The organism is Tepidibacter hydrothermalis (genome assembly GCF_029542625.1).
Classification (GTDB): Bacteria; Bacillota; Clostridia; order Peptostreptococcales; family Peptostreptococcaceae; genus Tepidibacter_A; species Tepidibacter_A hydrothermalis.
Window position 1 is genome coordinate 2,534,035 of record NZ_CP120733.1, and the last position, 24,122, is coordinate 2,558,156.

A 24,122-nucleotide genomic window follows, 5' to 3' on the forward strand; every position below is an offset into this window, starting at 1 on the left:
ATTATAATTCCTCCTTAAATTTCTTTATTATATTATTTTTGTATCTACATACTTTGTTTTTCTCTGCATTGATTATATTTTCAAGTTCACTAGTTGATTTATCAACATCTTTATTCATTATAAAATAGTGATAGTTTTCAATCTTCTCTATTTCAAATATAGCACTTCCAAATCTTTTATTAATATCTGCTTCAGTTTCTGTTCCTCTTTTTACTATTCTATTTTTCAATTCATCTAATGATGGAGGAAGTATAAAAACGAATACTCCAGTTGGATATCTATCCTTTACACTCATAGCTCCTTGTATATCTATTTCAAGTAAAACATTTTGACCTTTACTTAAAGTATCAAGTACTGCTTGCTTTGGAGTTCCATAGAAATTATCATACACTTTAGCCCACTCTAAAAACTCGTCGTTATCTATCATATTTTCAAATTTCTCTTTAGATATAAAATGATAGTTAATTCCATCTACTTCACCTTGTCTTGGCTTCCTAGTTGTAGCAGAAACAGAAAGATGTATATCTTCATTTCTACTTAAAAGTTCTTTGCATATAGTTCCTTTTCCAGCTCCAGATGGACCTGAAACTACTATTAAAAGTCCTTCTCTATTCATTTGTATCTTCCTTCCTATTCTTCGTGATTATTATTATTCTCTTCTTTTAATTCAAGTCTATGTGCCACTGTTTCTGGCTGAACAGCAGAAAGAATTATATGTTGACTATCTGTTATAACTACAGCCCTAGTTCTTCTACCATATGTAGCATCTATAAGCATATGTTTTTCTCTTGACTCTTGGATCATTCTTTTTATAGGAGCAGATTCAGGGCTAACTATAGCTATTATTTTATTTGCTGAAACTATATTTCCAAATCCTATATTTATAAGTTTTATTCCCATTTGTATTTCTCCTATTCTATGTTTTGAATTTGCTCCCTAATTTTCTCTAATTCGCTTTTTATTTCAACTACAAGCTCAGTTATTTTTAAATCTGAAGACTTAGAGCCTATTGTGTTTACTTCTCTATTCATTTCTTGAATTAGGAAATCTATTTTTCTACCTATTAAATCATTTAAGTCTATATTTTTTTCAATCTGTTTTATATGGCTTTTAAATCTAACTAGTTCTTCTGTTATGCTGCTTTTATCAGCATAGATAGCAACTTCTTGTGATAGTCTAGTTTCATCTATTTCAATAGAATCCTTAAGCAATTCTTTTATCCTATTTTCTAGCTTATCCTTATATTCAGCAACTACATTATATGAATTTTTTTCTATTTCATCAATACATTTTTCTAAAAGATTGCATCTTGATTTAATATCTTGTGCAAGTCTTTCACCTTCTACCTCTCTCATATCTTTCAAGTTTATAAGAGCATTTTCAACTGCTTGCTTTAAGCAGTTCCATGTAGCTTTTTCATCATCTTCTTTTTCTTCTATTTTTATTACTTCTGGGAATTTAGCTATGCTCATAACAGATATATCGTCTTTTACATCAAACTCACTCTTTATTTTCATAAGTTCGTTATAATACTGCGCTGCAAGATTAGAGTCTAGCTTCAAATTAACATCAGATTCTCCTATTATTTCGTATCTTACAAATATATCCACTCTACCTCTTTTTACATAATTTTTTGCAAGTTTTCTTACATTTTCTTCTAAGAAAGATATTTTTCTTGGAATTTTAACACTTATATCTGTATACTTATGATTTACACTTTTAGCTTCAATAGTAAAATTAAATTTTTCATTACTATTTTCGCCTCTACCAAATCCAGTCATACTAATTGCCATTTAATTAACCTCCAATAATCCTTCGCATATTTTAACAGCAGGTCCATTCATATAAACTGTATCGTCAGTAAGCTCTATAAATAGCTTTCCACCTTCTGATTCTACATTAACTTTTTGTGATACTAATCCTAAATATCTACATACTGCAACAGATGAACATATTCCTGTTCCACATGCAAGTGTATATCCACAACCTCTTTCCCAAGTAAACACTTTTATATTATCTTCATCAATAACTTGAACAAAATTTACATTAGTTTTTTGAGGAAAGATATCTAACTTTTCGATTTTTGGACCATAATTTAATATGAATTCTTTATCTATTTTATCTACAAATACCACGGTATGAGGTACTCCTATTAATATAGATGATATATTGATACTCATACCATTTATATCTACTTTTTCATTGATAAAAATATCCTTGTTAGTAATTACAGGTACAGCCTTTGGATCAAAGTTTACTTTTCCCATATCTACTTTTATACTTTTTATTTCATTGTCTTTAAGTTCTATTTTAATATACTTTATTCCATCTAGGGTTTTTACTGTAAACTCTGTTTTATCTACAAGTTTATTATCATATATGAATTTTGAAAAACATCTTATTCCATTTCCACACATAGCACCTATTGAACCATCTGAATTATAGTAAACCATTTGAGCATCTGCATCATCTGGTTTTTTATAAACTAAAATTCCATCTGCCCCTATTCCAAAATGTCTGTGGCAAACATGTTTTGCAAATTTAGAATAATCATTTATAAAATATTGTTCCCCATCTACTGCTATAAAATCATTTCCAGCTCCATGTAATTTCCAAAATTTAATCATCGAATTTACCCCCTTAAAAAGTTATTATATATTAATTTTCATTAAAATAAACAAATTACCGTCTAAATATTACGATTTTGTAACATTTAGACGATAATCATACAACTATTAACTTGTATTTGTATAATTTTATGAGATATACTAATAAGAGTATATATTTAAATAAACATGAAGGCGAGGTATTATAATGGCATTAGATGGATTAGTTATAAATTCATTAGTTAAAGAACTTTCATCTCAATTAGTAGATGGTAAAATAGATAAGATATATCAACCTGAAGACGATGAACTTCTTTTTAATATAAGAAGTAACAATACTAATTATAAATTATTGATAAGTGCTAACAGCTCAAACCCTAGAGTTTACACTACAAACTCTCATAACAAAAAAAATCCTATAAAAGCACCCCTGTTTTGTATGCTCCTTAGAAAACATATACAAAACGGAAGAATAATAAAAATAGAGCAGCCCGGTTTTGAAAGAATAATAAAAATAACTATAGAATCTTTAGATGAACTTAAAATAAGAAAATCAAAAGATTTAATAATAGAGATAATGGGAAGACATAGCAATATAATACTAGTAGATAATGAAGAAAATAAAGTACTTGATTCTATTAAAAGAGTACCACTTAGTGTAAGCAGATATAGACAAGTTCTTCCAGGTCAAAAATACATAAATCCACCATCTCAAAATAAACTAAATCCAGTGAATACTATAGATGAAAAAACATTTATTGACACACTTTTAAATTCTTCTAAACCTGAATTATATAAATCAATCTATTCTTCATTTGAGGGTATTAGTCCTGTTGTGGCTAAAGAAATTTGTATTAGAGCTAAGTTAGATATGGATATTAATATAAACCACATGAACAAAAATGATTTCGCATCACTATATGAAATCTTCAATAGATTGTTTAACCAAATAAAAAATAATATTTTCTTTCCTTGTATAGCTATTGATAAAAGATTAAATAAGATTATAGATTTTAGTTGTATAAAGCTTACGATGTTTAATCATTATTCTTTTATAGAAAATGATAGTATTAATGTTATACTTGAAACTTATTATCTAGAAAAAGATGTTAAAGAAAGAATACATCAAAAATCTCAAAGTCTTAGAAAAAGTATCTCTAATAAATTAGACAGACTATACAAAAAATCTAAAAAACAAAATGAAGAATTATTAGAATCTAAAAATGCAGATAAATATAAGATAAATGGTGAACTTATAACCGCTTATATATATATGATACAAAAGGGCATGGATGAAGTTGAAGTGGCTAATTTTTATAATCCTAATAGTGAGAATGTAACTATAAGACTAGACAAGAGACTTACTCCTTCTGAAAACGCTCAGAAATATTTTAAAAAATACAACAAGCTTAAACATGCTTTAATTGAAATAACTGAGCAACTTAAAATAACTCAAGAAGAAATAAACTATCTTGAAAATATAATGTTAAGTATAACGAACTGTGAAAGTATAGATGAACTAGATGAAATAAAAGAAGAGCTTATTAAAGTAGGTTATGTAAAAGGAAAAGTTAAAGATAAAGGTAAAAAAAATAAAGAAAAAAATATTTTAAAAACTGCTCCTTACGAGTTCTTATCTTCAGATGGATTTAAAGTATTCGTTGGTAAGAACAACAAACAAAATGATTATTTAACTTTAAAAATGGCTACAAACAACGATATGTGGCTTCATACTAAGGACATACCAGGATCTCATGTTATCATAAGGTCTGAAGGTGGAGAGATTCCTGAATCTACTATATTTGAAGCTGCGATGCTTGCTGCTTATTACAGCAAAGGTAAAATGTCTTCTAAGGTTCCTGTTGATTATACATTGAAGAAAAATGTTAAAAAACCTAGTGGAGCAAAACCAGGAATGGTTATTTATGAGACTAATAGTACTATGTATGTAACTCCTCTTGAGGAAGAAATAGTTAAAATACAAAATCATGTTGAAATAGCTTCTGAGGATAATTAAATCAAAATCATGTTCTTAATCCCAAAATAAATGGCATCAAAATACCGCTTATGCATTAAGTATTTTGATGCCATTTATTTTGTCAATTTTAGTATCTAACTAACTCCTATAATCATATATTTTCACATTAAAATACCACTTTTTAAATTCTATTCCTTTATACGGATTTTTTGTATATCATTTATATTTTTGTATATTATTCTCTAAATTCAGAATTTTCTTTACTTCCTTTGTATTTTGTTGTTATAATATATTTTCCTAATATATTTATTGTAGAAAGGATGGTTATTATGATTGAATTATTCTTAGCTTCTTTATTTTCAGCGATTATAGCCTTTACTTGGTCTAATATAAGCTCTTTAGGAGGAATATTTATATGGGTAGGTTTTGCTGGTTGGACTAGTTTTTGTATAACAGATGAAACCGATTCCATCAAAAAGATGATTAAATCCTATTCATGTAACTTAAGTGGTATATTTTGGGCAACTGTTACAATTTATATAAGCTCTTTAATAGATGTTCCTATAGTTACAAACCTACTTACATGCGGAGTAGCAACATTTGCATTAATTTATCAATCTAGATTTAAGATATTTTCATGTGTACCTTGTAATTTTATAGGTTGCTTCATAACATTTGCCTTAAACGGAGATTTCAAAATGGCAGCTATAGGATTATTATGTGGTGCTATTTTAGGTTATATATCTGATAAGACTAGTCTTTTGGTTACTAAAATAAAAAGTTCTGATTCAGCCATGGAAAAAGTTTCTTAAAGTTTGCATATTATAAAAATAATAATAAAATCAAAAAGTAGTTACCTAGATTTCATTTGTATGAAATTTAAGTAACTACAAATATATTTACTATTTGTTATACAGATTATGCTCTATCCATTTATCAATTTGTTTCTTACTATAATACCTTCTACCATTTAAATCTATATATTCAATAAATGTATTACTTGAATAGACACTTACGCCTTCTCTTTCATCTCTTTCTTTTTCTAGAATCACCCTAAAATCCGGTACCGATATTTTAAGATATTCTGCGGTTTCTTCCATGGACAGTAGTTCAGATGTAATAACTTCTTTATTAACATCATGTTTAGATAAATTAGATATTTTTACTACATTCCCAATGTAAATGCTACTAAAAATTATTGAAAAAGATAATAATAACGATGATATAAGCATATATTTATTTTCTTTGATAATATCTCCTCCTTCACATGAAATACATTACAATTATATCATAAATCACCTTTTTCTAATTTGTATTATACATATCGTAAATATAAATCACACAAACTCTAAGTGCTCAAATTCAAAAATGAGGGTCATTAAAATGTTAGCTACTTTTGGTTAACCTTTTACCATAAAACTTAGATTGTGACGTTTAAATATCCGTTAAAAAACTTTTTTGTCTGACCATAGGGAGTTTAAAAAGTTTTAGGATATTTAATAAGACACAACCTTTAGTTTTATTAAAAGGTTGACTAAGTAGCGGTATTTCAATGCCCCTCATTTTCCGCTCAACCGCAATTAAAAAAAGAATATAATTTCCTATTCGTTATAAAAAATAGCTACCTATAAAATATAGGTAGCTATTTTAAATTTATTATATCTTTATATAGAATCTCTATTAAGTACTCTATTTAAAACTATTCCAACTATAGCTGCAAGGCTAAGTCCTGTTATTTTAACCGATTCAGTTACCGGTATTCCTATTGATATTCCTTTACCTTGAAGATAATTTGTTCCAAATCCTATGATTAGTATAGATGCCATTATTATTAAATTAGATGCTTTAAATTCTATATCGCTATTTTTTACTGTCTTAACTCCTATTATAGCTATCATAGAGAACAGCATTAAGCTTATTCCACCCATTACTGGTGTTGGTATTGTTCTTAAAAATATTCCAACTTTGCTTATACATCCAAGCGCTATGGCAAATACAGCTGTTATTCTAAGTATAGATGGATCGTAGTTTTTAGTTATTGCAAGTACTCCTGTATTTTCTCCATATGTTGTATTAGCAGGTCCTCCTATGAATCCTCCAACTATTGTAGCAAGTCCGTCTCCTATTAATGTTCTATTAAGTCCTGGATTCTTTATAAAATCCTTACCTACAACTGCTCCATTAGTTGTTACATCTCCTATATGCTCCATGAACACTGCTAGTACTACTGGTGCTATTATTGCTATTGCTCCTATATCAAACTTAGGTAATGTGAAATTTGGAACCATAACCCAAGAAGCTTCTTTTATAATATTTATATCTATAAGTCCTAAGCTAAGTGATAGTATATATCCTGTTGCTACAGCTATCAGTATAGAAAGTTGCTTTATAAATCCTTTTGCGAATAATGTTATTAAAAGTGCAGTAGATAAAGTTGCTATTGCTACTATGAAGTTTCCTGATGCCATTCCAAATGCTACAGGTATAAGGTTAAGTCCTATTACAACAATCATAGGTCCTGTAACTTGTGCTGGGAAATATTTTTTTACTTTTTCAATTCCAACTGTTTTAACTATTAAAGACATAAGTATATATATCATTCCAGCTACTATTATTCCACCTTGTGCATAAGCCAAATCTCCATTATATAATTCTTTAACTGTGATTATTACAGGTATGAATGCAAAACTTGATCCTAAAAATACTGGAACCATTCCTTTTGTAACTAAGTGAAATATTAAAGTTCCAAGTCCTGCTGATACTAAAGCTACTGATGGATCAAATCCTGTTAAGATAGGTACTAATACTGTTGCTCCAAACATCGCGAATAAATGTTGTATAGCCAGTATAGCTCTTTTTAGATTTTCATTAACTCCTATATTTTTTTCAACTATAGGTGTTTCAATAGGTGTGTTTAATACTTTCTCTTGCATAAAAATACCTCCTTCATTTTTTTAAGGAGGGAGAATATAATCTCCCCTTTTCAGCATCTCTGTACTGATTTAAAAGGTCAAAACATTATTTATTTTTCGTTTATAGAAACATAATCTTGACCATCAACTTCATTAAAATTAACGCTTATAATTTCTTCATTAGATGTAGGAACATTCTTTCCTACATAGTCAGCTCTTATAGGAAGTTCTCTGTGTCCTCTATCTACAAGTACTGCTAGTTGTATAGATTTTGGTCTACCTACATCCATCACTGCATCCATGGCAGCTCTCACTGTTCTACCAGTGTATAATACATCATCAATCAAAACTACTTTTTTATTATTTATATCAAAATCTATGTCAGTCCCATTAAGTACAGGGTCTGTATCTGCTTTACTTAAATCATCTCTATATAATGTTATGTCTACCTTACCTATATTGATCTCTTTTTCTTCTATAGATTTGATTTTTTCTCCTATTCTATCGGCAAGAGGTACTCCTCTTGTCTTTATTCCAACCAAAACAACATCTTCTATTCCTTTGTTCTTTTCTATTATTTCATAGCTTATTCTAGTTATAGCTCTTACTATAGCCTTATCATCCATTAATTTAGCTTTTTCTTTCAAGAATTACACCTCCATAATAAAAAAACTTCTCACCAATGGCAAGAAGTTATAATACGCATGTAAAACGTAGTTAATCTACGTATAATCCTTGCCAGTCTCTCTGTACTGTAATTAAAGGTTTGTTATTCACTTTTTTTAAATTTTATCACCTTAACTTATTTTAGTCAAGTATATTTAGAATTCTTTTAAAATGAGGTGGAATATCTGAATTAAATTCCATATACTCATTTGTAGTAGGATGTATGAATCCCAACGTTTTAGCGTGAAGCATTTGTCCATTCAATTTAAATTTTGAATTCTTAGGTCCATATACAGGATCTCCTACCAATGGATGTCTTTTACTCAACATATGAACTCTTATTTGGTGAGTTCGTCCTGTTTCAAGTTCAGCCTCAACATAAGTATATTTATCGAATCTTTTTAATACTTTAAAGTGTGTTACAGCTCTTTTACCACCTTCAACTATTGCCATCTTCAATCTATCAACTGGATGTCTAGCAATAGGTGCATCAACAGTCATAGTATCTTCCTTTACTACTCCATAACATATCATGTGATATTTTCTAGTTATACTATGATCCTTCAATTGCTCTGATAAACAATTATGTGCATTGTTATTCTTTGCTATCATCAAAAGTCCAGATGTGTCCTTGTCTATTCTATGCACTATTCCAGGTCTTATAACTCCATTTATAGAAGATAAATTATCCTTACAATGATACAGTATAGCATTAACTAATGTTCCAGTATAATTTCCAGGTGCAGGATGAACAACCATTCCAGCAGGCTTGTTTACTACTAGTAAATCATCATCCTCATAAACTATCTCTATATCTATATTTTCAGCCTCAACCTCTAATTCTTTTGGCTTAGGTATATTTAAATTTATTTTATCGTTTGTTTTAGTTATATATCTAGGTTTTTCTTTTTTGTCATTTACCAGTACATTTCCTTCTTTTATAATTTTTTGGATATATGATCTTGACATATTATCAAATTTACCTGATAAAAAAACGTCTAATCTTACACCTTCATTTTCTTCATTTACATCAAAATTCACTTGTTCCATAAAGTCCTCCTACTCATGCTCTTTGTCAAATAATATAATATACGAAAGCAGTATTCCCCCTATTACAACACATATATCAGCCACATTAAACACAGGCCATACTATAAAGTCAAAAAAATCAACTACAAAATTTAGTCTTATCCTATCTATTACATTACCGATAGCTCCTGCTAATATAAGTATTAATGATACTTGATATAATCTACTAATATTTTTATTGGTTTTCAAGTGATATACAATAAATGAAACTACCACAATTGCTACCAAAACAAAGAACCATTTTTGATTTTGAAGCATTCCAAATGCTGCCCCTCTATTTTCAACATATGTAAGATTAAATATATTATCTATAATAGGTATACTTCCTACCTTTGACAAAAAATTGAGTGCGTAATACTTTGTAATTTGATCTAATAACACTAAGAATATAAATAATGCTATATTCAATTTAATCCCCCCCTTATAAAGTAAATCTTAATTCAGATGGAGTTTTCCATTCCAACTTAATTTTTAGTTGCGTATTCCGTAATCCAGAAGCTGTTAAGTTCTTCTCTCCAACCTTAAAAGGATGAATCCTTAGAACTTTTGGCTTTGGGACAATCTCTGTACCCGTAGAATTATATCATAAAATGCCATGGATATCATCCATGGCATTAATTAAAGCTCATCGTAGTCTAAATCTAATCCTTCATATCTATTAGTAGATTCAAGTCCTTCTACCAATTCACTATAAAAATACTCGCTCTTACTGAATATATCTTCTTCTACTGTTTCAAATTCCTTCTTATGCTGTTTTGAACAGTTAGAACAAAGAAGAGTTTCAGGTATTATATCAAGTCTCTCTGAATCTATATCAGCATTACATTCTTCACACTTACCATATAAACCTAAATCCACTTTCTCAAGTGCCTTATTTATATTGTATAGTCTCATGGCTTCACCATTTTTAAGCTTTAAATCCATCGCTCTCATAAACACTTCTGTTCCCATATCAGCTGGATGATTGTCGTATCCAGAAAGTTCTCCAGTACTTTCTTTAATACTTGAATTTTTAAAATCATCTTCTGATACAGTATCATCTTCAATTTCCTCTATTAAATTAGCTACCTTATCTTTTTCCTTTAAAAGAATTTGTCTATAATACTCCATATCACTTTTGTTCATTTTTTCCTCCTATCTATAGTTCTCAATAATGTCTAAAAGCTTTGCTATATATTGCCCTATTAAAGGAAGATTTACCCAACTATGCAGTATATATGCAACTATCGCAGCAAGCATTGTAAGTCCTATAGCAGTTCCAAATCCCTTAGCAAGTCCAGCCACGAAGTTTAAGTAAATAAGTCTTTTGGGATTATTGACTATTTCTGAATATTCTCTAATTCTACTTTTATCTAGGCTTTGAGCCAAATCATCTATCTTTTTTTCTATTTTATCAATTCTATCTTCCTTCAATTAGTTTTCCCCCTATTTAATTATTTATCCTAAACTTTAAAGTTTTAGATTATTGCTAAAATCAATGTAATGTTATGAAGTATTATTTGTAAATTTTTTAAAAAAATTCGTATGATCTTTATTTAATACTATTTAAAAATAGACTGTTGCAAAACAACAGTCTATTTTATTTATAAAAAGGTTTCTCTTTACAAGAATCTTAAATATAAACTTTTTTGAAACTCATAACGAAAATTATACTTATTCAAACCTTAAAGAAGAATATAATTTCCTATTCGTTATAAGGAAATCTTTGTTAAATAAATTTTCTAGGAATAAGTCCAACCTTTTTATACACTTTTCTTAAAGTTTTTCTAGCATTTTGCTCTGCCTTATTAGCACCCTCAGCATATACTTTTTCTAAATAATCTTTATTGTTTAATAAGTCATTATACTTCTCTCTTACAGGTCTTAATGCTTCTACTATAACCTCAGCAGTATCTCCTTTGAACTGTCCATATCCCTTACCTTCGTACATAACCTCTATTTCTTGTATTGATTTTCCTGATAATTTAGAGTATATATTCATTAAGTTTTTAATTCCAGGTTGTTCATCTGAGTATGTAACTACTCCAACAGAATCAGTAACAGCTCTTTTTAATTTTCTTACTATAGAATCAGGATCTTCCACCATTAATATAGATGCATTTTCATTTTGATCTGATTTTGACATTTTCTTTGTCGGCTCTTGAAGACTCATAACCCTAGCTCCAACCTTTGCTATATAAGGATCTGGAATTTTAAAAGTATCACTATATCTATTATTAAACCTTTGAGCTAGATTTCTAGCAAGTTCTAAATGCTGTTTTTGATCTTCTCCAACCGGAACCATATCAGTTTGATAAAGTAAAATATCAGCAGCCATTAAAACTGGGTAAGTGAATAAAGCTGCATTTAAATTTGCCTCACTTTTTTGAGATTTTTCTTTAAACTGAGTCATTCTATTTAACTCACCCATATAAGTAATAGTGTTTAAAATCCATGCAAGCTCTGCATGTGCACTAACATGTGATTGTATGAACATAGTATTTTTTTCAGGATCAAGTCCACTAGCTATGTACTGAGCAAGTGCCTCAATAGTATTTTTTCTTAAGTTCTTTGCTTCTTGGGGAACTGTTATAGCATGAGAATCAACTACACAGTAATAGCAATTGTATTCATCTTGAAGATCTACCCAATTTTTTACTGCTCCTATATAGTTTCCCAAAGTAAGCTTACCAGATGGTTGCGCCCCACTAAATATTATTTTCTTATCACTCATAATTTACCTCCTACTTTATACAAAAGTTACTTAAAAATAAAAAAACCCGTCTCTAAATTATATAGAGACGAGTATATTCCCGCGGTACCACTCTTGTTGACATTTGTCCACTTATTATCCTCTAACGCAGGATTTGCGTCAAATCCTACTATTATTTCAGATTCAAACTCATAAGTCCATTCAATACAAACATTTGTATTAGGCTTCCACCATCCCTAAATCGCTGAAACATTATTCATATATACTAATCTTAATCATAGATTTATAAATATAAAATTATATAATCAATTATATATCTTTTTTTATATAGTTTCAATTATTATTTATCTTCTCCTTCTAAACTATGTATAATAGCTATATTATTATCAAAATTTTCTATTTTCATATTTATGTTAGTCCATTTACCTATTAATTCACTTTTATTTTGCTCAAAATAATCACAAATATTCTTTTTATTAAGATCACTATCATTACCAACTACAAACGTTATATTCTTGACTCTCTCTATATTGTTTTCTTTACATATTTCATTTAATGAGTTATATATCCTGTTTATTAAAAATGTATCTTCCACAATTTCCCCTCCTCTACATTTTTATTATTTTAATGTCATACTATAAACTATATGTATTTAAAATAAATATAATGACAGAAACAATAAAAAGCCCTAAAAAGGGCTTTTTATTGTTTCTGTCATTATATTCTATAATATATCCTCGACACTATATAATCCAGCTTCTTTCCCATAAAGATATGTTATACATTTACAAGCTCCTTTAGCAAAACAATCCCAATTATATGCATGATGAGTTATTTCAAGTCGTTCTCCCATAAGTCCAAACATTACTGTGTGGCTACTAGATATATCTCCACTTCTTATAGAGTGATATCCGATACTACCTTCTTTTCTCTCTCCACATCTTCCATATTCAGCTAAATCTGAAAGTTCTTTATTAAGCGAATTTGCTATAACCGATCCCATCTCTTTAGCAGTTCCACTTGGAGCATCTTTTTTTAATCTATCATGCATCTCTAATATTTCTATATCCGCTTCATCTCCTACCGATTTAGTTACCATATCAAGTATCTTATACATCAAATTTACTAATCTAGAAGTATTTGCTGCATAAAGAATTGGTGTATCATTTGAAAAATCTTTTATAGTATCAAATTGTTCTTTACTAAATCCAGTTGTTCCGCATACTACTGATTTATTATGCTTTGCAGCAGTCTTTAAAACTTCCATAGAAACCTCAGGAGATGTATAATCTACTATTACATCACATTTTTGTATAATATCATTCAAATCATCATACACTATTGCTTCTATATTTTTACCCAAATTACAAACTGATCCAATATCTTCTCCTATATAATCTCTTCCTTTTGGAGCTACTGCTCCAACTATATTTATTTTTTCACTTTCATACGCAAATTTTGTTATAAGCTTACCCATTTTACCTTTTGGTCCAATAATCACTAAGTTAATCATTTTTTCCCCCTCAATATTCTTATGTAGTTATATCGTACAACCATATATTATCAACAACAAAATCTCCCCTAAATTTAGAAAGATCTTAATTATACAGTTAAAAAATCCAACTCTTTACTTGTCATACTCGGCACAAACTCCGTAATATCATACTCTGCTACTTGATTTTTATAGAATGGATCTTTTTTAAGTATATTCATAAGTTCTTCTTTTTCTTTAATATCAGATAAAATTACGCCTCCAGTTCTTGGAACTTTTCTTCCTGATGCTATAAAAAATCCTTTTTCATATTGTTCTTTTAAATATTCAACATGTTTTTCAAGATAAGAATCTACTATATCAAAATCTTTGACATATGTAAGCGAAACTATAAACATTATAATCTTCCTTTCTATAACTTTTTAAGAGCATTAATAAATCTATTTATTTCACCAACATTATTATACATCCCCATACTTATTCTTACAATACCTGGGTTTTTTCCCCCAATATATTTTTCGTATGCCTCTTGTGGACTAATTCCTAATAAAGACTGTACGTATATATCTGCTCCAGCTGTACCCGCTCCCACTTCTATTCCATGTTCATATGCAAGATAATTAGCAACATCTGTATGGTACATTCCTCTAACATTAAAAGCAATATACGGGATATTTATGAGATCTGAATCCTGCGCATACATTATTACTTTTGGAATATTTTTCAGTTTCTTTTTCATATATCTATACAGCATTTTTTCATATTTTGATATATTATCGATTCCTACATTTTGGATAAACTTAATTGTTTCTCCCATAGCTATAATTCCAAATATATCTGGATATCCAGCTTCATAACGTTTAGGAGGATCTGAGTATATAACTTTTTCACTACTTATAAAGTTTGTAATACCTGCACCTTCCAAGTAAGGTTTATATTTGCAAAAAAAATCATATGGGCCTACTAAAGCTCCTCCCTCAAATGGTGTATAGCATTTATGTGCACTAAATACTACAAAATCTATATGTTCATCATCATAATGAGGCTTCATATCAAAAGGTCTATGTTGAACTAATTGAACCGCATCAACTAATATCTTTGCTCCATATTTATGCACTAACTTTGAGATTTTATAAATAGGAGGTGTAATTCCCGTTACATTACTAGCTCCTGTTACTGTAACCAATTTTACTCTACCTTTATACATATTCAACTTATTTTCAAGATCATCTAAATCTAAATCTCCCTCTTTTGTAACTCCTACTACGGCTGTTTCAAACCTAGTTGTAAATGGTAAATAATTAGCCATATGCTCCATAGCTGTTGTTATAATTACTTGATCAGGATCTTCTTGATAAAATAAATCGCTTAATAAATTTATTCCATCCGTTGAATTCTTTGGATAGATAACTGTATCTTTACTTGCATCTGCTCCAACAAAATTAATAACAACATCCCTTACATCTTCATATTTCATAGTAATTCTTTTACCTAAAGGTCCTGGAGCATCTATATAAGCAATAAGAGGAACATTAGCATTCACTTTTTTCATTACAGGTCTTAACACTAATGTTGTAGCAGCATTATTAAAATATATTCTCTTGACTACTTTCCCGTCAGTAGTTCTTACTGGAATATTTGCACCTTCAATATATTTGGCTAAATCGTTAATCAATACATCTCCCCCTTTCAACTTCCAAAGAAAGCTTTAGTTAATATATATTTTTTTTACAAAAAAAAATACCTCATTACTCCTTAATATAATAGAGTATGAGATATATAATTGATAAATATAGTTTATTAACCCCAAAATAAATGATATTAAAATACCACTCATGTAATAAATATTTTTAATAAAACTAAGCATTACATCTTATTGAATATCCTAAAAGTTCTAAACTCCCTAACGGTCAAACAACGAACTTTCTCAACGTATATTCAAACGTTATAATGCAAGTTTTATAAAAAAATATTTAAATCATTCACTAACATTTTAATACCATTTATTTTGTAAGTATAATTCTTAAATTTTAAATGAATATTTCCAAGATTAAGATTCATTACAAGTCTTTTAGAATCTTTTATAGAGAGGTAAGCTTGATTCTGTAATATAGAGATTAATATTAAAAACTGTCTATGAAAATGTTAGCAAATGCTTTTAGATATTTTGACTAATATAACTTAGTTTTTGGTGTTTAATAATCCGTCAAAAAATTTGCGTGTCTGACCGTAGGGAGTTCGTAAATTTTAGAATTATTAATAAAGCAAAAGCTTAGTTGTATTCAAAATATCGTTGTATTTGCGGTATTTTTATAGACAGTTTAGATAACCCACATATAATAAGAAAGTTTTAGGGCTTTATTATTTTAAAACATTATTGTAAATTCTTAAGAATTCCAAGAACTATATCTTTTGAATTATGAGCAGCCTCATTTACAAACTCTTCATAAACTACATCTGCACTTCCATCAGCTTTATCAGACATAGCTCTTATTATTATAAATGGTGTTTTATTTACATAACAAGCATGACCAATAGCTGCACCTTCCATTTCAGCACAGTATCCGTTCATATTGTTTACAAGTCTATCTTTTAGTTCTTTACTTGAAACAAAAACATCTCCTGTCAATACTCTACCTTTAACTACCTTATATTTTTTATCAGAGTTAACACTAGAGTTGTAAGCTGCATCAATCAATCTATCATCTGCCTTAAAAGTTGACTCTTCCATTCTAGGAATAACTCCTACTTCATACCCAAATACAGTAGTGTCAAAATCATGTTGTATAGTATCTGTTGATATTACTATATCAAATACATCTAAATCTTCATGTAAAGCTCCAGCAACTCCTGTATTTATAACAGCATCTACCTTAAATTCACTTATAAGTATTTGAGCGCAAAGTGCAGCATTTACCTTACCTATACCACATCTTACTAAAACAACATCTTTTCCTTCTAGTTTACCTACATAGAACTTTAAAGAAGCCTTTTCTATAGTCTCTTTAATATCCATTAAATCTCTTAATATATCTACTTCCTCATCCATTGCTCCAATTATACCTATTATGTTCATATTTACTCCTCCTAATTATAATTTGATTACAGATAAAAAGCGCTCCTTTAAGGAGCACTTTTTATATTAATTAGCTTTTTCTAATTTAATTCCAGTTTCATGATCATTTAAGTTATGCTTTTCTAAATCTGTTTCACAAACTTTTTCTATAGAAATACCTAAAGTTTCAGTCATTATATACTCTTTATATACCTCAACAGCATTTGATATAGTATCATCTCCATTGAAGAATATCTTTATATTATCCATCATTTCATAATCGTTATTCTTTCTCATTTGTTGAACTTTAGATATGAATTCTCTTGCATATCCTTCATTTATAAGTTCTTCATTAAGAGTTGTATCTAATATAACAAATAGATTATTTTCAACAGATACATTGAATCCTTCTTTCGAAGAAATATTTATTAATACATGATCTTTTACAACTTCAAAGTTTTCTCCATCAAGATCTACTGTTATAGACTCTCCTGCTTCAAGTTTTGTAACTGCATCCGATGCATCAAGTGAAGACAGAGCTTTTCCGAATGATTTAATCTTTGGTCCAAGAACAGGGCCTAGCACCTTAAAGTTTGGCTTTAAGCTAAAGTTCATATATTCGCCTAAATCTTTAGCAAATACAACATCTTTAACGTTAAGCTCTTCTTTGATTAATTCTACTAAATCATCTATTACTTCTTCATATTTACCATCTATTAATACCTTTTGTATTGGTTGACGAACTTTTATTCTAACATTTTCTCTTGATGCTCTACCAAGAGTAACTAGATTCTTAACTAAGTCCATCTTTTCTTCTACTTTTAAGTCTATTAAGTTCTTATCAACTCTTGGATAATCACTTAAATGAACTGAGAATTCACCTGTAAGTTTCTTGTATATTTCTTCTGATAAATAAGGTGCAAATGGTGCAACCATTTGAGATATTCCAACTAAGATTTCATAAGTTGTATTGTACACAGCTTTTTTGTCTTCAGTTAACTCTGTAGCCCAAAAACGTCTACGAGAACGTCTTATATACCAGTTTGAAAGATTTTCATTTACAAATTCTTGAATACTTCTTACAGTCTTTGTTAAATCGTATGCATCTAAGTTTTGCTCTACTTCTAATTTTAAGTTATTGTATTTTGATAATATCCATCTATCAAGTTCTGGTCTATCCTTGTATTCAACAAAGAAATCATTAGGGTTTATTTCATCTGTATTTGCATAAAGAGCAAAGAAGTTATAAACATTTTTGATAGTACCAAAGAACTTGCTTTGAATTTCCTTAAGTCCATCAACATCAAACTTAGTTGGGTTCCAAGGTGGTGATACATATAGTAAGTACCATCTTAATACATCTGCTCCATATTGATCGAATAATTCAAATGGATTTATAGTATTTCCTTTTGATTTTGACATTTTCTTTCCATCTTTATCTAATATAAGATCAGTAACTAAAACTCTCTTATATGGTGCTTTTCCCATTACAAATGTTGAAATAGCAAGAAGTGAGTAGAACCATCCTCTTGTTTGATCTATTCCTTCAGATATAAAATCAGCTGGGAATAATTGATCAAAGTTTTCTTTGTTTTCAAATGGATAGTGATGTTGAGCATAAGGCATAGCTCCACTATCAAACCAGCAGTCTATTACATCCTTAACTCTTGTCATAGTCTTTCCACATTCACTACACTTAATATGAACATCATCTATATATGGTCTGTGTAGTTCTATTGTTTCATCTATATCTTCTATAGCTTTTTCAACTAATTCTTTTCTTGAACCTACCGAATCTTTATGTCCACATTCACAAGTCCAGATATTAAGTGGTGTTCCCCAATATCTACTTCTAGATACTGCCCAGTCATTTAAGTTCTCAAGCCAGTTTCCAAAACGCTTTTCTCCAACGAATGATGGATACCACTCAACAGTGTTGTTGTTCTCTATAAGTTTATCTTTAAGCTTAGTCATTTCAATATACCAACTTGGCTTAGCATAGTATAAAAGTGGAGTAGAACATCTCCAACAGTGAGGATAGTTGTGATCCATTTTTTCTTTCTTATAAAGTTTACCCTCAGCATGTAACCATTTGATTATTTCTACATCTATTCCATCCTCCATTACGAATCTACCTTCCCATGGAGTTGCAATAAATTTACCGCTTTCATCAACTGGTTGAAGTACTGGAAGATCATATTTTCTACCTACATTATAGTCATCTTCTCCAAATGCTGGAGCTGTATGTACTATACCTGTACCGTCTTCTGTAGTTACATAATCCCCACATACTACGAAGAATGCTTTTTTATCAGCATTTGCAAACGGCATTAATTGTTCATATTCCATATATTCTAAATCTTTACCTTTAAGTTCTTCTATTACTTCATATTCTCCTTCTATTACTTTAGGAGCTAAAGTTTTTTCTATATAGTAAACTTCATCGTTAGATTTAATTTTTATATAAGTTTCATTTGGATTTACTGCAAGTGCAACATTCGATGGTAAAGTCCAAGGAGTAGTCGTCCAAGCTAAGAAATATTCATCTACATCTTTTCTCTTGAATTTAGCTATTACTGTATTAGTCTTTATCTCTTTATATCCTTGTGCAACCTCATGAGATGCAAGTCCAGTTCCACATCTTGAACAATAAGGAAGTATCTTGTGTCCTTCGTATATATATCCTTCTTTATTGAATTTATTAAGTATCCACCAAACACTCTCTATATAATTATTATCAAGAGTTATATATGGATTATCAAGATCAGTCTCATAAGCCATACGCTCTGTCATTTGTCTCCATAACTTCTCATATGAAAAAACAGATTCTCTACATTTTTCATTGAACTTATCTATTCCATAGTTTTCTATTTCTAACTTATCTTTTAGTCCTAACTGCTTTTCTACTTCTATTTCAACAGGAAGTCCATGAGTATCCCAACCAGCTTTTCTTTTTACTTGGTATCCGCTCATAGTTTTATATCTACAAACAGAATCTTTTAAAGTTCTAGCCATAACATGATGTATTCCAGGTTTTCCATTTGCTGTTGGTGGACCTTCAAAGAATACAAATGAAGGATTATCACTTCCATGTTCTATAGTTTTTTCTAATATATTTACTTCATTCCAAAAATCAGATGTTTGTTTTTCACTTTCTACAACTGAATTCAATAGTGATTCAAACTTTTTCATATATTTCATCCTTTCTTTTTATATATAGTATTGTCATTATTTTAATTAAAAAACATTAAAAAAACCTCGCCCCCTATAAAGGGACGAGGTATATGCACGCGTTACCACCCTAGTTATTACAAATAACATAAAGTTATATGTAACATCTCATTTAAGATTAACGATTCTAACGGCTAAGCTTACTTTTGTTTCAGCCTGCAACTCTGGGGTGATATTCCATCTTGATAATTTACTGATTTTCACCAAACATCAGCTCTCTGCAAAATTATTTAAAATGTACTTGTCCCCTTCTTAGTCTTTAATTATTGAGTTTTAATTAAGATTTAATAGCATTTTATAATATTTTTTTAAATAGGTCAATATGTTTTTTTAAATTTATAGAAAATTTTGCATTTTGTCGTTATTAATCTATATCATCAAAAGTTTCATCTATTATCTTTATTTCATTTTGTAAAAGTCCCTTAAACTTACCCTTGAATAGCTTAAATGACTTTCTAGTTTCTTCGTATTCTTTTCTTATATCTATAACTTGATTATTAGCTTCCTCTATTAATTTTCTAGCCTTAAACTCAGCTTCCTCGATTACAAGCTGTGCCTTTTTCCCTGCATTAGTATTTACTTCTTCAGCTGTATTTTGAGCTACTATAAGAGTGTTTTTTAAAGTCTCCTCTATATTTTTATATTTATTTATTTGCTCAGTCATCATACTTAATTTATCTTTTAATTCTATATTTTCTTTATAAAGCTTTTCAAAGTCTTCTTTAACCTCATCTAAAAATTCGTCTACCTCTTCTTCTTTGAATCCTCTTAATGCTCTTTTAAATTCTTTATTCTCTATATCTAATGGAGTTATCATTGCTTTAAAACCTCCTACAATATTATTTTTGCTTTGATTCTTAGTCTTCCTTTTTTATTAATATCTCCTATATCTGATATTATACATCTACCTTTTCCCCTTACAGATATTAATGAATTTTTCTCTATCTTCTTTGATATATTATTTATAGGCTCATAATCTACATAAACCCTATTTGACGAAATAATTTTATTGGCATCTTGTCTAGATATATTGTGTATTGATGATATAATACAATCAATTCTATTAGACGAAACAGTGAAACCTATTTCTTTATAATTCATATCCACTTTTTTAATATCCGAAATTGATATTTCTTTAACTGATATATTATTCCGAGCAACCTTAGTCATATTAAGAAATATATAATCCTTTATATCATTTTGAACTACAACTTGACAAAAATTTGTATGTATTAATATATCTCCTATTTTTTCTCTTTTTATACCAAGTCCAAGTATGGATCCTAAATAATCCTTATGAGATACCTCTTTGAACTTAAAGTTACCTTCAATCATCAAAGCGCTTATAGGAGAATCTATATCTTCTTCTGATACATAGTATGGATATATATATATTACATTTCTCTCCGACCCACTGTACCCTCCATATACACTGTACTTTATATCATCTATAGAATTTAAAACCGCTATACAGTTTTTTAATTCATATGGATTTAAAAAATCTGTATATCTATAGTCATAATTTTTTAAAACTCCTAAAGCCTTGTCTATAACTTTATATACAGTTTTTTTAAGTTCTAAATCCTTTATATGCGAAGTTATTCTTTCCTTATCAATCATTTAAAACACCATAAATATTATCCTAATAACCATCTTGTATACAAACCCTATAAGAAAATAAGCTATTATAGGTGACAAGTCTATTGGACCTGTATTTGCATACTTATATAACATCTCTCTTATAGGATATAGTATCGGCTCTGTTACTGAGTATACAAAGTCTGAAATCTTAGAATATTGTAGATTTGGTATAAAAGAAATTACACATCTTATCAAAATCATAAGTTCTAAAAACTGAACAAAATACCCTAATGCCTTAATTATAATCCACATAAATGATTTCTCCTTTTATACATTTTTTTGCCATGGAAATAACCCCTTATTTTCAAGTTCTTTTTTTATATTTCCATCAATATCTATATTGCTAGGCGCTAATATAAATATTCCCTTAGATACTTTCTGAATGCTTCCATCTAGTGCATATACTGCTCCACTTACAAAATGAAATATATTCTTTACAAGCTCTAAATCTTCTATATTTTCTAAATTTACAACTACAGCTTTTCTATTTTTTAAGTTATCTACAATAGATGCGGCTTCATCATAATCTTGTGGTTCATGTATCATAACCTTCATTTGAGTAGTTGTATGTATATTCACTATCTTATTATTAGATTTTGAAGCTGGTTTTTGATTTAAATTTAGAATTTCTTCTTCATATTCTTCTTCAAATTCTTCTTCATACTCTTCTTCAAAGCCCATAAATTTCTTCACTTTATCTACAAATTTATCAGACATCTCTGTCCCTCCTATTTCATGTAATTTCTCTTTCCAAATATAGATGTTCCAACTCTTACCATATTTGCTCCCTCTTCTATAGCTATTTTATAATCATTACTCATACCCATAGACAAATACTTCATTTCAACATTTTCTAAATTAAGTTTTTCTATTTCTTTCGACATATTTTTTATTTCTTTAAAATATATTCTAACATCTTCTGGACTATCAACATATGGTGCCATAGTCATAATTCCATTTATTTTTATGTTTTTATATTTACTTGATACAGTTTTTACGAAATCCATAACATCTTCTTTAAAAAGTCCATGTTTAGAATCTTCTCTTGATATATTAACTTGTACCAAACAATCCATAACCTTATTTATACTTTTAGCTCTTTTGTTTATTTCTTCACATAAAGATATTCTATCTAAAGAATGAATCATATCTGCTTTATCTATAATGTACTTTACCTTATTAGTCTGTAAAGATCCTATAAGATGCCACTTTACTTTATCTCCTATGACCTCATATTTTCTTACAAGCTCTTGCGGTTTATTTTCCCCAACATGAGTTACTCCTAAACGTATAGCTTCTTCGATTATAGGTATATCTACAGTTTTTGTAACACCTATTAATGTAATATTCTTCGGATTTACATTTGCTTTATTAGCCGAATTATTTATTGCACCTAATACTTCATCTAAATTATGTTTTATGTAATCCACTTTTAACACCTACCTTATCTTTTGACCTTCTTTTATATTTTTAGGATTTATAATAAGTTCATCATATAAATCAATAGTATCTATTCTATTTTTTTTAATATCTAAGTAATCAAGTACTATGTATTCATTATTTTCCCCTAATATACTCTTAAGTTCTTTAAAAACAGAATTTCCTGTTTCTGACAATATATATACTCCTTTTTTACCGCCAATTGTTACAACAGCATTTTTAGGAATTTTTATACCACTTACTTTTCTATATATAATGTTAAAATCACAAATTCTTTCATTATAAAAATCTACTTTTTCTTCATCTACTTCGAGAACTAATATATTCTTATTATTTTCATCTTTATATAAGTTTTTCACACTAGCATTAAACATCTGTTCATTTTTCTCAACTTTTACATTTGCTCCTATTTTTAAATGACTAGCTTCTTTTTCATCAAGAACTACAGCTATATACCATAGATGATTATTTATTATTTTACCTATTGCCTCGCCTACTTCTACTTCGTCATTTTTCTTTATCATTTTTTCTTTATTTTTAACTGTTGAGAGATATTGTGAATTTAAATGGTCTATACTAGATACCTTGAGAACATCTTCATATTCATCTTGATTAAAAGATATAACACCTGATTCATTTGCAAAAACACTTTGAACTGAAGAATTTAATTCATTTTCTATCTTGAATTTTTCTGATTCTAGAGTTTTTATATTTTTACCAACAATACTTTTTTCTCCCCATATTAAACTCTTCTTATCTATAGCCACTAGTAATTCCTCTTTTAAATTCTGTATACTTTCTATATCCGAATTCATAATATTAGTCTTTATTTCATCTCTCAACCTTTTTGTTGTAACATCTATTTTCTGTATGTCACTTTTAAGTATTTCTTCATTTCTGTTAAATTTTATACTTTCTATCCTTCTGTTTATAGTATCAAGTTTTTCTTTTTTCTGAAGATCCACTTCACCTTTTTGTATTTCTGCTATCTTTTTATTTTTCGGAACTCTTTTACCTTCTTGAGCTAAATAATCTATATTTCCCTGAGCTTGTGATAATATTACTTGCTCATCCTTTATTATAACCCCTTGTTTATTTATAGATTCTACTAAATCTCCATGTTTTACAGTTTCAACTTGTACTGTATAGCTAGTCATACTATTTAGAAGTTTAGCGACTATATAAATAATCACACCAAGTATTATCAAATAATTATATTTAATTTTCAATCTCTTTTTCTTTCTTTTTTTTCTCTTTTTCACAGAGTTCACCTCTATATAATTTAATAATTCTTCAAAAATATTATTTATCCTTTTTATA

At 28.8% G+C, this 24,122-nt stretch carries 26 protein-coding genes and 2 other annotated features; of the genes, 2 read left to right on the plus strand and 24 right to left on the minus strand.

Features of this window, described 5'->3' with window-relative positions; all coding sequences use genetic code 11:
* Position 1: 1 nt before the first annotated feature.
* The 4 genes from gmk to dapF are packed head-to-tail and all read right to left on the minus strand — an operon-like array spanning position 2 to position 2,624.
* Positions 2–616 (minus strand): guanylate kinase, encoded by a 615-nt coding sequence (gene gmk / locus P4S50_RS11995; protein WP_277731028.1) that lies wholly within the window; start codon positions 614–616, stop codon positions 2–4.
* Positions 617–630: 14 nt separating this feature from the next.
* Positions 631–900: an extracellular matrix/biofilm regulator RemA gene (gene remA / locus P4S50_RS12000; protein ID WP_277731029.1), complete on the minus strand. Its 270-nt coding sequence runs from the start codon at positions 898–900 to the stop codon at positions 631–633.
* 11 nt (positions 901–911) lie between these two features.
* Positions 912–1,793 carry a YicC/YloC family endoribonuclease gene (locus P4S50_RS12005; RefSeq protein WP_277731030.1) on the minus strand — a complete coding sequence of 294 codons (882 nt, stop codon included), beginning with the start codon at positions 1,791–1,793 and terminating at the stop codon, positions 912–914.
* A complete protein-coding gene (dapF, locus tag P4S50_RS12010; protein WP_277734731.1) occupies positions 1,794–2,624 on the minus strand; it encodes a diaminopimelate epimerase in 831 nt (276 codons plus the stop codon).
* Between the two features lie 190 nt (positions 2,625–2,814).
* On the opposite strand from dapF, the gene P4S50_RS12015 reads away from it, so the two are divergent.
* Together P4S50_RS12015 and P4S50_RS12020 are read left to right on the plus strand one after the other, a co-directional pair.
* Entirely contained in the window at positions 2,815–4,623 is a 1,809-nt protein-coding gene (locus P4S50_RS12015) for an Rqc2 family fibronectin-binding protein (protein WP_277731031.1), read from the plus strand.
* 290 nt (positions 4,624–4,913) lie between these two features.
* A complete protein-coding gene (locus P4S50_RS12020; RefSeq protein WP_277731032.1) occupies positions 4,914–5,396 on the plus strand; it encodes a DUF1097 domain-containing protein in 483 nt (160 codons plus the stop codon).
* Between the two features lie 90 nt (positions 5,397–5,486).
* Here the strand turns inward: P4S50_RS12020 and P4S50_RS12025 are convergent, their stop codons facing one another.
* The 20 genes from P4S50_RS12025 to P4S50_RS12120 form a co-directional block, all read right to left on the minus strand.
* Positions 5,487–5,816, minus strand: coding sequence for a hypothetical protein (locus tag P4S50_RS12025; protein ID WP_277731033.1), 330 nt, complete (start codon positions 5,814–5,816; stop codon positions 5,487–5,489).
* 432 nt (positions 5,817–6,248) lie between these two features.
* Positions 6,249–7,517 (minus strand): uracil-xanthine permease family protein, encoded by a 1,269-nt coding sequence (locus P4S50_RS12030; RefSeq protein ID WP_277731034.1) that lies wholly within the window; start codon positions 7,515–7,517, stop codon positions 6,249–6,251.
* Between the two features lie 89 nt (positions 7,518–7,606).
* Positions 7,607–8,143 (minus strand): bifunctional pyr operon transcriptional regulator/uracil phosphoribosyltransferase PyrR, encoded by a 537-nt coding sequence (gene pyrR, locus P4S50_RS12035; protein WP_277731035.1) that lies wholly within the window; start codon positions 8,141–8,143, stop codon positions 7,607–7,609.
* A gap of 160 nt (positions 8,144–8,303) precedes the next feature.
* Positions 8,304–9,212: an RluA family pseudouridine synthase gene (locus P4S50_RS12040; RefSeq protein WP_277731036.1), complete on the minus strand. Its 909-nt coding sequence runs from the start codon at positions 9,210–9,212 to the stop codon at positions 8,304–8,306.
* Positions 9,213–9,221: 9 nt separating this feature from the next.
* Positions 9,222–9,659 (minus strand): signal peptidase II, encoded by a 438-nt coding sequence (lspA, locus tag P4S50_RS12045; RefSeq protein WP_277731037.1) that lies wholly within the window; start codon positions 9,657–9,659, stop codon positions 9,222–9,224.
* A 210-nt stretch (positions 9,660–9,869) separates the two neighbouring features.
* The gene (locus P4S50_RS12050; RefSeq protein ID WP_277731038.1) at positions 9,870–10,376 is read right to left on the minus strand and encodes a TraR/DksA C4-type zinc finger protein; all 507 of its coding nucleotides are present in this window, start codon (positions 10,374–10,376) and stop codon (positions 9,870–9,872) included.
* A gap of 9 nt (positions 10,377–10,385) precedes the next feature.
* Positions 10,386–10,664 carry a DUF5665 domain-containing protein gene (locus P4S50_RS12055; RefSeq protein ID WP_277731039.1) on the minus strand — a complete coding sequence of 93 codons (279 nt, stop codon included), beginning with the start codon at positions 10,662–10,664 and terminating at the stop codon, positions 10,386–10,388.
* A 295-nt stretch (positions 10,665–10,959) separates the two neighbouring features.
* A complete protein-coding gene (gene trpS / locus P4S50_RS12060) occupies positions 10,960–11,964 on the minus strand; it encodes a tryptophan--tRNA ligase (RefSeq protein WP_277731040.1) in 1,005 nt (334 codons plus the stop codon).
* A gap of 60 nt (positions 11,965–12,024) precedes the next feature.
* Positions 12,025–12,231 (minus strand) — a binding site (T-box leader).
* Positions 12,232–12,283: 52 nt separating this feature from the next.
* On the minus strand, positions 12,284–12,538 hold the full coding sequence (locus P4S50_RS12065; RefSeq protein ID WP_277731041.1) for a hypothetical protein: 255 nt from the start codon (positions 12,536–12,538) through the stop codon (positions 12,284–12,286).
* A gap of 129 nt (positions 12,539–12,667) precedes the next feature.
* Positions 12,668–13,456, minus strand: a complete 789-nt coding sequence (gene dapB / locus P4S50_RS12070; protein ID WP_331489591.1) for a 4-hydroxy-tetrahydrodipicolinate reductase — start codon at positions 13,454–13,456, stop codon at positions 12,668–12,670.
* 89 nt (positions 13,457–13,545) lie between these two features.
* On the minus strand, positions 13,546–13,833 hold the full coding sequence (locus P4S50_RS12075) for a YciI family protein (RefSeq protein ID WP_277731042.1): 288 nt from the start codon (positions 13,831–13,833) through the stop codon (positions 13,546–13,548).
* 14 nt (positions 13,834–13,847) lie between these two features.
* Complete coding sequence (locus tag P4S50_RS12080) at positions 13,848–15,110, minus strand: aminotransferase class V-fold PLP-dependent enzyme (protein ID WP_277731043.1); 1,263 nt, start codon at positions 15,108–15,110, stop codon at positions 13,848–13,850.
* A gap of 699 nt (positions 15,111–15,809) precedes the next feature.
* Entirely contained in the window at positions 15,810–16,511 is a 702-nt protein-coding gene (locus P4S50_RS12085; RefSeq protein ID WP_277731044.1) for a 5'-methylthioadenosine/adenosylhomocysteine nucleosidase, read from the minus strand.
* Positions 16,512–16,577: 66 nt separating this feature from the next.
* Positions 16,578–19,682 (minus strand): isoleucine--tRNA ligase, encoded by a 3,105-nt coding sequence (gene ileS, locus P4S50_RS12090; RefSeq protein ID WP_277731045.1) that lies wholly within the window; start codon positions 19,680–19,682, stop codon positions 16,578–16,580.
* 76 nt (positions 19,683–19,758) lie between these two features.
* Positions 19,759–19,984, minus strand: a binding site (T-box leader).
* Between the two features lie 101 nt (positions 19,985–20,085).
* Positions 20,086–20,538, minus strand: a complete 453-nt coding sequence (locus P4S50_RS12095) for a DivIVA domain-containing protein (RefSeq protein ID WP_277731046.1) — start codon at positions 20,536–20,538, stop codon at positions 20,086–20,088.
* Positions 20,539–20,552: 14 nt separating this feature from the next.
* Positions 20,553–21,341, minus strand: coding sequence for a YlmH family RNA-binding protein (locus tag P4S50_RS12100; protein ID WP_277731047.1), 789 nt, complete (start codon positions 21,339–21,341; stop codon positions 20,553–20,555).
* Entirely contained in the window at positions 21,342–21,614 is a 273-nt protein-coding gene (locus P4S50_RS12105) for a YggT family protein (protein ID WP_277731048.1), read from the minus strand.
* A 15-nt stretch (positions 21,615–21,629) separates the two neighbouring features.
* Positions 21,630–22,079 carry a cell division protein SepF gene (locus P4S50_RS12110; RefSeq protein WP_277731049.1) on the minus strand — a complete coding sequence of 150 codons (450 nt, stop codon included), beginning with the start codon at positions 22,077–22,079 and terminating at the stop codon, positions 21,630–21,632.
* 11 nt (positions 22,080–22,090) lie between these two features.
* Positions 22,091–22,792, minus strand: a complete 702-nt coding sequence (locus P4S50_RS12115) for a YggS family pyridoxal phosphate-dependent enzyme (RefSeq protein WP_277731050.1) — start codon at positions 22,790–22,792, stop codon at positions 22,091–22,093.
* A 9-nt stretch (positions 22,793–22,801) separates the two neighbouring features.
* Complete coding sequence (locus P4S50_RS12120; protein WP_277731051.1) at positions 22,802–24,064, minus strand: biotin/lipoyl attachment domain-containing protein; 1,263 nt, start codon at positions 24,062–24,064, stop codon at positions 22,802–22,804.
* Positions 24,065–24,122 lie beyond the last annotated feature (58 nt).

Excerpts from the sequence above, each read along its gene's own strand:
- gmk (WP_277731028.1), bottom strand. The coding sequence starts at position 616 with ATGAATAGAGAAGGACTTTTAATAGTAGTTTCAGGTCCATCTGGAGCT.
- remA (WP_277731029.1), bottom strand. The coding sequence starts at position 900 with ATGGGAATAAAACTTATAAATATAGGATTTGGAAATATAGTTTCAGCA.
- P4S50_RS12005 (WP_277731030.1), bottom strand. The coding sequence starts at position 1,793 with ATGGCAATTAGTATGACTGGATTTGGTAGAGGCGAAAATAGTAATGAA.
- P4S50_RS12015 (WP_277731031.1), top strand. The coding sequence starts at position 2,815 with ATGGCATTAGATGGATTAGTTATAAATTCATTAGTTAAAGAACTTTCA.
- P4S50_RS12020 (WP_277731032.1), top strand. The coding sequence starts at position 4,914 with ATGATTGAATTATTCTTAGCTTCTTTATTTTCAGCGATTATAGCCTTT.
- P4S50_RS12025 (WP_277731033.1), bottom strand. The coding sequence starts at position 5,816 with ATGCTTATATCATCGTTATTATTATCTTTTTCAATAATTTTTAGTAGC.
- P4S50_RS12030 (WP_277731034.1), bottom strand. The coding sequence starts at position 7,517 with ATGCAAGAGAAAGTATTAAACACACCTATTGAAACACCTATAGTTGAA.
- P4S50_RS12040 (WP_277731036.1), bottom strand. The coding sequence starts at position 9,212 with ATGGAACAAGTGAATTTTGATGTAAATGAAGAAAATGAAGGTGTAAGA.
- P4S50_RS12050 (WP_277731038.1), bottom strand. The coding sequence starts at position 10,376 with ATGAACAAAAGTGATATGGAGTATTATAGACAAATTCTTTTAAAGGAA.
- trpS (WP_277731040.1), bottom strand. The coding sequence starts at position 11,964 with ATGAGTGATAAGAAAATAATATTTAGTGGGGCGCAACCATCTGGTAAG.
- dapB (WP_331489591.1), bottom strand. The coding sequence starts at position 13,456 with ATGATTAACTTAGTGATTATTGGACCAAAAGGTAAAATGGGTAAGCTT.
- P4S50_RS12075 (WP_277731042.1), bottom strand. The coding sequence starts at position 13,833 with ATGTTTATAGTTTCGCTTACATATGTCAAAGATTTTGATATAGTAGAT.
- P4S50_RS12085 (WP_277731044.1), bottom strand. The coding sequence starts at position 16,511 with ATGAACATAATAGGTATAATTGGAGCAATGGATGAGGAAGTAGATATA.
- ileS (WP_277731045.1), bottom strand. The coding sequence starts at position 19,682 with ATGAAAAAGTTTGAATCACTATTGAATTCAGTTGTAGAAAGTGAAAAA.
- P4S50_RS12095 (WP_277731046.1), bottom strand. The coding sequence starts at position 20,538 with ATGATAACTCCATTAGATATAGAGAATAAAGAATTTAAAAGAGCATTA.
- P4S50_RS12100 (WP_277731047.1), bottom strand. The coding sequence starts at position 21,341 with ATGATTGATAAGGAAAGAATAACTTCGCATATAAAGGATTTAGAACTT.
- P4S50_RS12105 (WP_277731048.1), bottom strand. The coding sequence starts at position 21,614 with ATGTGGATTATAATTAAGGCATTAGGGTATTTTGTTCAGTTTTTAGAA.
- P4S50_RS12110 (WP_277731049.1), bottom strand. The coding sequence starts at position 22,079 with ATGTCTGATAAATTTGTAGATAAAGTGAAGAAATTTATGGGCTTTGAA.